The organism is Acinetobacter sp. ATCC 27244, from assembly GCF_000156555.1.
In the GTDB taxonomy this organism is placed as follows: Bacteria; Pseudomonadota; Gammaproteobacteria; order Pseudomonadales; family Moraxellaceae; genus Acinetobacter; species Acinetobacter haemolyticus.
In genome coordinates, this window is sequence record NZ_GG665949.1 from 1 (window position 1) to 7,857 (window position 7,857).

6 protein-coding genes and 1 pseudogene are annotated in these 7,857 nt (G+C 36.6%); 2 read left to right on the plus strand and 5 right to left on the minus strand.

Annotated features, from left to right (window positions below):
* From HMPREF0023_RS00005 to HMPREF0023_RS00020, 4 genes are all read right to left on the minus strand, one after another.
* The coding region (locus HMPREF0023_RS00005) for an AAA family ATPase (protein WP_008940842.1) at positions 1 to 743 on the minus strand (743 nt) is incomplete at its 3' end.
* A 28-nt stretch (positions 744 to 771) separates the two neighbouring features.
* Positions 772 to 3,762, minus strand: coding sequence for a DEAD/DEAH box helicase family protein (locus tag HMPREF0023_RS00010; RefSeq protein ID WP_008940843.1), 2,991 nt, complete (start codon positions 3,760 to 3,762; stop codon positions 772 to 774).
* 31 nt (positions 3,763 to 3,793) lie between these two features.
* A complete protein-coding gene (locus HMPREF0023_RS00015; protein ID WP_008940844.1) occupies positions 3,794 to 4,999 on the minus strand; it encodes a restriction endonuclease subunit S in 1,206 nt (401 codons plus the stop codon).
* A complete protein-coding gene (locus tag HMPREF0023_RS00020) occupies positions 4,999 to 6,480 on the minus strand; it encodes a type I restriction-modification system subunit M (protein ID WP_008940845.1) in 1,482 nt (493 codons plus the stop codon). Before HMPREF0023_RS00020 ends, HMPREF0023_RS00015 begins: the two co-directional genes overlap by 1 nt.
* 171 nt (positions 6,481 to 6,651) lie before the next feature.
* Here HMPREF0023_RS00020 and HMPREF0023_RS00025 point away from each other — a divergent pair, with 171 nt between their 5' ends.
* Positions 6,652 to 7,284, plus strand: coding sequence for a hypothetical protein (locus tag HMPREF0023_RS00025; RefSeq protein WP_008940846.1), 633 nt, complete (start codon positions 6,652 to 6,654; stop codon positions 7,282 to 7,284).
* Here HMPREF0023_RS00025 and HMPREF0023_RS00030 read toward each other — a convergent pair.
* Complete coding sequence (locus tag HMPREF0023_RS00030; RefSeq protein ID WP_008940847.1) at positions 7,281 to 7,499, minus strand: helix-turn-helix domain-containing protein; 219 nt, start codon at positions 7,497 to 7,499, stop codon at positions 7,281 to 7,283. The genes HMPREF0023_RS00025 and HMPREF0023_RS00030 overlap by 4 nt on opposite strands.
* A 95-nt stretch (positions 7,500 to 7,594) precedes the next feature.
* On the opposite strand from HMPREF0023_RS00030, the pseudogene HMPREF0023_RS16810 reads away from it, so the two are divergent.
* Positions 7,595 to 7,857, plus strand: a pseudogene (locus HMPREF0023_RS16810) (hypothetical protein); the annotation flags it as partial.

Genomic DNA, 7,857 nt, shown 5'->3' on the forward strand with positions numbered 1-7,857 from the left:
AGTTGTAATTGATCAACGACATTTTGTATTTCTTGTGACTTTTCTTTAAATTCATCAGGAGCATTAGCACTTGTTGCATTATTAAACATGGTTCCTAGTGATTTACCCAATACATCTCTATCAGAGTAAGTTTCATCATCTAATCCACGTTGAGCATTAATAACTCCAACTAAAAGTAATTTTCGTATTTTAGAGAAATCAATTTTTAATCTGTTTTCTTCGTTACTAGGATCTACCACAAAAGCAATGGCCTCAAAAGATGAATTTATTTGTTTCTTTAAACTTGAATAAAATGAAGCTTGGTCACTAGTATTTAATCCAGTATAAAAATTAAAAATTTCACCATCTTTAAGTCTATAAGTAATCAATATTTTCGTTTTAAAAAGATGTTCATCTAAATCAATGATGAAATCACCAAGTATCCCATAGTCATCAGCATCATTCGTATAATCTATTACCAGTTCAAGATCAATAGATGGTGTTAGACTTCTAAGCTCAGTTTCATTCTTTGAATCTATTCCAAATATATTAGTTGCTTCCATAAATTTAGAAAGACTTGAATGACAGAAATCTACATATTTTAAATTAGGACTATTGCCTGATAAAAAACTTCTAAAAATCTCAGCTGTGGAGGTCTTTCCTGTATTATTTCTTCCAACAATTACTGTAGTTTTTTCATCAAATGACAATGTTACATTTTCTAACTTTCTGAAATTTCTAATCTTCGCACTAATAATTTTCATTTCCGTCCCCTCTAAATTAATTTATTATCTAAGCCACCGCTTCATTAAATGCGTCAACAACTCCAAATATGTTGTCAACATCCACATCTGCAAATACACCATCTATCCCTTCGTAATGAATCTGATTAAATGGTGGTTCATACAATTGTGCAGCATCGAGCACGCCATTTTGAGTGAGATGTTCAATCATCATTTCAACAAAGCGAATTTGTTTTTCATTATAGGTTGAGCCTTGTAAGTAAGTTGAAAAGGCTTCTTGTACAGCTTTACGATCCAAACCGACCAAAGACCGAATGAAAAGAGGTAATGGTTTTTCCGTCCCAAAACATGCTTCAAATCTTTCTTTGCTTTCTACTTCTTGCGCTTCAAAAACAAAGCGTTCTAACTCACTTAGATCGGTCGGTGTCAGGGCTAAACCACGCTTCAGCTTAGCTATGGTAATGTGGTTCTCATTGGCCTTAATAAAGCTTTCAACTCGCTTGCGGTACTGAGCGAGATTGACACCACTTGATACCACGGGGATATCAACTTCTACTGCTTCACCAATTTTATCGTCTAGCATTGAGTAGACAATGGTTGAAGTTGATTTCTCAATCAGTTTCACCAAACCACGTATACGTTTTCTCATTGATTCAAGCATAGGTAAGGTAATACCTTTCCAATACTCTACAGTTTGGATGTCTTGGATTAGTGCAATCTGTTCTGCAACAATAGGAATGTTTTCTTTAGTTTCCAATTTAGAGGCAATTTCAATCACTTTATTGGCATAGCTTTGAGTTGCTGTATTGTTCTGTTCTAATACCGCCATTTCTAGGTTGTAGCACAACATATCAAACAGTTTGGCCTCTAATGTTTCAGGCTCAAGTTGATTAGGTAATTTAGAGATGTGTTCTCGTAACGTACCGATCGCAAGGTCATCCAAGTTTTGTGGTTCAGGCAAGTCTTTCTTACTAAAGTCATCAATCAAGCTTTGTGGATACTTAGTAGCATGGGTAATGACACGGGCAAACTTGCCATCATATTGTGGATAGTTTTCATTGAAGCGATCAGCAATAAACTGTGCATGTTTTTGATTGACGGCAAAGATAATGGTTTTACCCAAACGATCTCCACCTTCGGTTTTAATGCCATTTTCCATCAAGTGTTTGAGCATTAAATCAATCGTGCCTGAATTAAACAGCTCTTTATTGATTTTGGATGCTGAAACTTCTTCGGGAGCTTCTTCGGCTCCCCAATTCAACTCATCCCAATGTTGTTTTTCTTCTTCTGAAAGTTCGTCATATTTCACACCTTCACGCATGAATTTAAGAGGAACAGAATAGGCTTTAGGTGGCACAAGATAGCCATCGGCAATAGCTTGATCGAGGTCATAGTAATCAGTCGGCACACCACTTTCCAAACCAAACAGTGCATAAGTGTCACGATCTACTTCATCGCGTGGTGTCGCAGTTAAACCGACAAGTAGGCTATCGAAGTATTTAAAAATTTCACCAAATTTTTGGTAAACGCTGCGATGTGCTTCATCAACAATAATCAGGTCAAACATGCCTGTACCGAATTTACGTGTACCATCGGCATTCATTTCATCGATCAAGCCCATCATGGTTTGATATGTGGAGAAGTAGACACGACCGACTTGGTTTTTATCTTCAAGCAGATTAACAAATGAAGCATCTTTTTTATGTTCTTTGAATTTATCAAAGGCTTGATTGACCAATGAAGTACGATCTGCAAGAAACAAAGCTTTTTGCACAATATTGGCTTTCATTAGCACATCGACCAATGCGATTGAAGTACGAGTCTTACCTGTACCTGTCGCCATAATCAATAGGCCAGCTCGTTCTTTGCGTTGGTATGCTGCAAGTATGGCTTTGATGGCACGAGTTTGGTAATAACGCTCAACAATTTCTGCATTAATCGGGAAGCTGCTCAGATCAGGATTGTTCTTACGTCTTTCGATCAGGCGTTTGAGTTCTGCCTGCGTATAAAAACCATGTACTAAGCGTGGTGGACCATCTTGCACATCATTCCAGATTCGGGTTTTATAGCCATTGGTATAGAAAATGACAGGGCGTTGTCCTGTTTGTTGTTCTAAGCAGTCTGCATAGAGTTTAGCTTGTTGCTGTCCAATATCTGGATCAGTTGATGTACGTTTTGCTTCAACCACCGCCAAAGGCAAGCCATTGTTGTCATATAGCACATAATCGACAGCACCTTTACCCGATGGACTTGGCATTCCAGAAACTGGGACTTCCTCTCGAACAGTTGTTCCAATTACCCAACCTGCTTCTTCAAGCAAGAGGTCAATTTTAAGTTTTCGGGTTTCGTCTTCTTTATAGTCGGTATGATCTTCAATTTTGCTGTTGGCAATTTTAGCCTGTTCAACTTGCTGACGGATGTGCGCTCGTTCTGTATCGGCTTGAGCGAGTAGTTTTTCACGTTCTTCTAAGTTTGCAGATTGTTCAAACAGTCGTTGTTCTAATTCACGTAGGGCTTTATGTTGTTCTGCAAATTGTTTTTCTTTGGCTTCGGTTTCTTTTTGCAGTTGCTCTTTGTTGGCGCTTATTTGCTGAGTATTGTCAGCATTTGGAATCAGTTTTGGGTTAAATAAAAGCTGCTGTGAACGGTCTTTGGATGGTGAGCCATAATTACGTTCAAACCAAACATACATCAGGAATAAATGGCTGATGTGTTTTACCGTTTCTTCGGTAGTGAGTTGTTTGAACTTTTTCCCATGCACGGCACTGTTGCCGACCATACGGATATTATCCATTTTGTCCCAAATATAGGGTGGAATCAGGTCTTTAAATTTGATGTCATTGAGTAAGTTATGCAGTGATGCATCATAAGGTTGGGTCAGTTTTTTGTCGTATTGATACAGCCACAGTACAAGGTTTTCGAGCGAGTTTCGAGCCGCAGCAAGGGCAAATTGTGGGGAAATATACACGAGCTTTTCAGCTTCTTTGGCAGTGGCTGCTAAGCTTTTAAATTCAGGTTCTAAAAACGAGAAGTTGCTCATGTATATATTCCCTTATCTTTTAAATTAAATTTTATAAAGTGCCGTTAAATGCTTGGTTTTGTAGTGATGAAAATAGGCTTTCAAATAACTTACTAGAATTTTCAAGTGTTGTCTTTAATACTTCAATTTCATTGACTTTTTGTTGAAAATCTTCTTGCAATGAAAGAGGTGGGATTGGTATTTGCATTGCTTTCATTTTAACACCAGTTAAATGTGCAATCGTTGCCACTGTAATATGATCGTCAAACCCACCATTTTTTGAATAGAACCAAAATAACCAAACAAAATATTCAGGTAGTATTTGTGTCATATCTAGGCGAACTCGATGCAACGCTTTTTGAAAAAAACAATTTTCTAAGTCATTTTTCCATATTGCAGCACGCCCAGGTTCACCACCTTCACAAACAAGAACATCTCCGAATTTCAATTCACAGTTTTTCCGATCTTTTTCATTAAACTCCATTTCGAATACATCAGATAGATCAAATCTAAACCATTGAACATTGGCATTTCTTAAATATTTATATTGATCAATTTCAGAAGATTGTTTTTTCTTATCTAGCATTTTCCCGAGTTTAGATTCACTTATTTCACCAACATATCTTAAATCCCACCCTTTAGGATTACTTACAGGATCACCAAACATATCAATAAAGGTGGCTTGTAAAAGCTGATCTAACTTTTCAATCGCTTGCTGACGTTTTTGGCGTAGCTCATCTGCTTGATCTAAAATAGAGGCTATTCGGCGTTGTTCTGTAAGTGGTGGGAGCGAAATTTTAATTTTTTTTAAGTGTGATGGACCAAAATTTTTCTGGGCTATACCAGTAACTTCTTTCGTAATTTGTTGTCTAAACTCTAGCGAATTTAACCAATGCTTTAAAAACTTTAAATCCGAAACTCCGTCTTTAGCTTTAAAACGAATAGTACTGGTATTTAAACACAAAGGTAAATGTTGCTTTTCAATAAAGGCAATCTTTGTCCTCAGCAAATTATCTTCGTCGTTTGTAATACCTGAGCTTGCAATAACAAGATCACCTTCATCAATCAAAAAATGCTGATATTTAGAATCGACTTCTTCTGTAGATAAATGGCGATCAGTTTTATTAAGGTCAATTTTTCCTTGTTTAGTAATATTGGCGACATTAAGCAATTTAATACCGCTCTCTTTAAATTGCCAGTTTCTTACCCCTGGACCTTCTTGAAACCAATAAACATCACTTAAAGAGACTTGATTCATCACTTCAGCATCTCCTTAAGCTCATTCATTCCTTTTAGAATATCCTGCTCAAGCAGTTCTAAATCCGCCAAAATCTTACTTGGGGCTTCATATTCCACTTGTTCATACACCACTTCTTTATAGCGATTAATCGACAGGTCATAACCATTGGCAGCAATATCAATTTTATCTACCAAGAAACTTTGCTCTGTGGCTTTACGACCTGATTCCGATGCTAAGTTATGGAAACGAGCAATAATGTCAGGAATGTTATTATTCTCATGCTTTGAACTGTCTAGCTCATTACGCTTATCATCCAGCGAATAACCATCCGCCTGCATATCATAGAACCAAACTTTGTCCGTACCGCCCGACATGGTTTTGGTAAAAATCATAATCGCAGTCGATACACCTGCATACGGCTTAAATACACCAGATGGCATCGAAATAATCGCTTCTAGCTTTTGCTCTTCCACAATCTTTTGACGTAATGCCTTATGAGCCGTAGATGAACCAAATAACACGCCATCAGGCACAATCACCGCAGCACGACCACCAGTTTTTAACAACCGTAAGAACAACGCTAAAAATAGCAATTCAGTCTTTTTAGTTTTAATAACAGCTTGAATATTCTTAGCACAGCTTTCATTGTCCAAACTACCTGCAAATGGTGGATTAGCAAGAATCAGACTGTACTTGCTTTCAATATGCGAGTGCACTTCACTTAAAGAATCACGGTTTTCAATTCGTGGGTTTTCTACACCATGCAGCATCATGTTCATAGAACCAATACGAAGCATGGTGCTATCAAAATCATAACCAAAGAAGGTTTCTTCACTAAAACGCTTTGCTGCTTCAGGGTTGGCAAAAATCTCAGTGCTGTAGTGATCATTGAGATATTCACTTGCTGCTACGAGAAAGCCTGCTGTACCGCACGCAGGATCACAAATGGTATCGGTTGGCTTTGGCGACATTAGCTCCACAATCATCTTGATGATATGGCGAGGTGTACGGAATTGACCATTACGACCCGCTGAGGCAATTTTACCGAGCATGTATTCGTAAATATCACCTTTGGTGTCTTTGTCATCCATTGGTACTGCTGCGATCAAATCAACGACTTTAGTAAGTAATGCTGGTGTTGGAATAGTGAAACGTGCATCCTTCATGTGATGACTATAGGTAGTATTATCCTCTGTACCTAAGCTCTTAATGAAAGGAAAAACTTTATTTCCCATGGTGTTATAGAGTGTTGCAGCATCACCCAAAGTAATAAACTTTGACCAACGTAAGTTGTCTTGCTCAGGAGTAAAAATCGGTTGCTCAACTTCTCTTTTTAAACGGTTAGCTTTCTTCTCTTTGGTGATCTGAATTTCATCGAGTCGGCGAATAAACAGCAAATAGGTCATTTGCTCAATAACTTCTAAAGGATTGGCAATACCACCACTTGCAAATGCATCCCAAATCTGGTCAATTTTACTTTTAATTTCGCCTGTAATCACGTAGATGACTCTCAAATTTTCTTTACATATATTGTCTTAGATTTGCAGGGGAAAAGCTATAAGGCCAAAAGTACAACGTCATCTTGTGTCGTAGTGAGCATAGTAAGCACTGTTTATTTTTTAAACCATTTGTTTAGATATAGGGATAATTTAATTAAGCAGTGTTTAAATATGGAATGGGTAAGCGTAATAGTTTCAATCCTAGGATTAAGCTGGATTGTTTTTTGTTTCAAATGGCTGTTTTCAAGAGATTTTAGAGAAACTTTAAAAAGAAATGGTTTTAAGAATATTCGTGAAGAAACGGATGAATACAATAAATATGTGAGTGAGCCATCAAAAGAGAACTGGCAATTACAGAATGCAACCAATCAATATTTAGGGACAGGAAAATTTCATTACAGCCTCATCATTAGAAGTTTCAAGAAAACGTGGGATTTTAGAGATAAAGTTCGAGACTTAAATTTTGCATGGTTTTTTATAGAGCAAAAAATTGAGAACGAAAATGCTGAACTGTTCTATACGCGTAAAAAATCAACGATTGAATTCATTAAACAAGCGAATATCTTGATCTGTGTAATAGCTGCAATTTCATATTGTAGTGCAATTATTTTTGAATTGGTTTGGTTAGAAACTGCAATTAAAAACTGGAACTTTAGCAAAGAGTCTTATGATCATTGGAGATTAATAGTCCTGACATTTTTTGTGATTTTTATTCCAATCTGCGCATATTGGGGAAGTAAAGCCAGTGTAGCTTTATCATTAAAGGATACTTTTGATATTAAAGAAAAAAGTGCTGTAAATTAAGACTCTAATGTTGGTAACAGCTCTTGGGGATTAATCTTGAGTATTTCTGCAATCTCATAGAGCTTTTCAACCGTAATGTTTACTTCTCCACGCTCTATGCGACCGACATAGCTACGGTCTATTCCACATTGAAGTGCTAAAGACTCTTGAGTAATTTTCAATTCTAATCTTTTATTGCGAATTAACTGACCAATTGCAATTGATAATTCTGTCATTTGAAACCAATTGTTCAAAAAACAGAAATATCACCAAATGAGGATTATATATCCACGGACTATAATCCTCATTTACTTTTTTGATGAAATTTCATATGTTTGATTTCTACCTTCCGCTTGAAGACTACTTCGTAAAAATATTGTTGGAAAATAAAATTCAAAACTGGGAAGCAAAAATTCTTTGGTTAAATATTGAACATTTGGACCAATTAGAAGATAAGAGTTTAAGGCAGCAAATGTACAATGCACTAAGGGTTTTAACATCTAATGGTTTTTTAAGTGTCGAATATTCGAGATATAATGACAGAGTATTTTTATATAGTGAGACTATAAAACTATACGGGTTTAGAGAAAAGGT